General features: G+C 75.3%; 3 protein-coding genes. 2 read left to right on the forward strand and 1 reads right to left on the reverse strand.

Annotated elements, in window-relative coordinates; all coding sequences use genetic code 11:
- Positions 1 to 201: hypothetical protein (locus tag ACZDWJ_RS19680; RefSeq protein WP_463523877.1), on the forward strand; the 201-nt coding region annotated here is incomplete at its 5' end.
- 21 nt (positions 202 to 222) lie between these two features.
- Here the strand turns inward: ACZDWJ_RS19680 and ACZDWJ_RS19685 are convergent.
- A complete protein-coding gene (locus tag ACZDWJ_RS19685; protein WP_463523879.1) occupies positions 223 to 597 on the reverse strand; it encodes a nuclear transport factor 2 family protein in 375 nt (124 codons plus the stop codon).
- 93 nt (positions 598 to 690) lie between these two features.
- Here ACZDWJ_RS19685 and ACZDWJ_RS19690 point away from each other — a divergent pair, with 93 nt between their 5' ends.
- The gene (locus ACZDWJ_RS19690) at positions 691 to 1,359 is read left to right on the forward strand and encodes an HD domain-containing protein (protein WP_463523881.1); all 669 of its coding nucleotides are present in this window, start codon (positions 691 to 693) and stop codon (positions 1,357 to 1,359) included.
- Positions 1,360 to 1,393 lie beyond the last annotated feature (34 nt).

A 1,393-nucleotide genomic window follows, 5' to 3' on the forward strand; every position in this document is an offset into this window, starting at 1 on the left:
GGCCTCACCGTCCGGGTGCGCTCGGGCTCGGACCGCGCCGTCGTCGACACCGTGGTGCGACGCGGCGTGGCCGTCGTCCCGGGGCGGCTCACCGAGCTGGGCGCGCTCGCGCTGCCGCGCTCGGAGCGCCGGGTCGTCGTCGGCTCGCCGCACCCGCGCGGCCCGGTCGCCGGCCTGCGCCTGCCGAGCCTGCGGGTCTGAGGAGCGCTCGCCCCGGGGCGGCTAGCGCACCTGCATGTCCGCCTCGCTCCAGAAGGCGCGCATGGTGGTGATCCGGGCGTCGTCGTCGAAGGTCATGACGTCGATGGGCGCGAGCACGAAGGTCGCGCCGTCGCTGACCGTGGCGACCTCGAAGAGGAAGGCCGCCTGACCGCCGGCGATGCGGGCCTCGACCAGCCGGGTGGTCTGCTCGAGCCCCTCGAGCGTGGCGTAGAAGGCGCGGATCGCCTCCGGCGTCGTGAGCGGCGTCGAGCCGACCGGGTCCTCGACGCATGCGCCGTCGGCGTAGAGCGCGAGGATCTCCTCGGCGGTTCCCGTGGCGACGAGCGCGACGTAGCGCTCGATGGTCTCGCGGATCTGCTGCTCGGTGGCGGGCACGTCGGCTCCTCAGACGGTGAGTAGAACACGTTCTCGCATCGGACCCTAGCGTCGGCTGGCGGCGGGCGCAGCCGGTGACGTTGAATGGCCCGCATGCCTGAGACCCCCACCAGTCCTGAGGAGCCCCCGCATCCGGACGTCCGTCGTGACGACCTGCGCGCGCGCTGGCCGCTGAGCGGCCAGGAGGCCCTGCGCGAGGAGCTCCTCGCCGCCTACGGCGATCCCGCCCGCGGCTACCACGACCTGCTCCACCTCCGCGAGGTGCTCGACCGCCTCGAGGAGCTCGCGGCCCACGACGCCGCCCACGCCCTCTCGCCGGCCGTCGTGCTGGCCGCGTGGTTCCACGACTCCGTCTACGACGGCGAGCGCGACGCCGAGGAGCGCTCGGCCGCCTGGGCCGAGGACGCCCTCACCGGGCTGATCGACGACGACACCGTCGCCGAGGTGGTCCGGCTGGTGCGGCTCACCGAGACCCACCGCCCGGCCGAGGACGACGAGCGCGGGTGCGCGCTCTCCGACGCCGACCTCGCCATCCTGGCCGCACCGCGCGAGCGCTACGACGCCTACGTCGCCGACGTCCGCCGCGAGTACGCCCACCTCGATGACCCCACCTTCGCCGCCGGCCGCGCGGCCGTGCTGGCGGCCCTCGCGGCCAAGCCCGCGCTGTTCCACACCGCGTGGGCCCGCGAGCGCTGGGAGGCGCCGGCCCGCGCCAACCTCGACCGCGAGCAGGCCGAGCTGGCCCGCGCTCAGGTCGCCTGAGCGTCCGCACCCCCAGCGCAGCGATGAGGAGAGC

This window comes from Nocardioides sp. B129/18, from assembly GCF_055282735.1.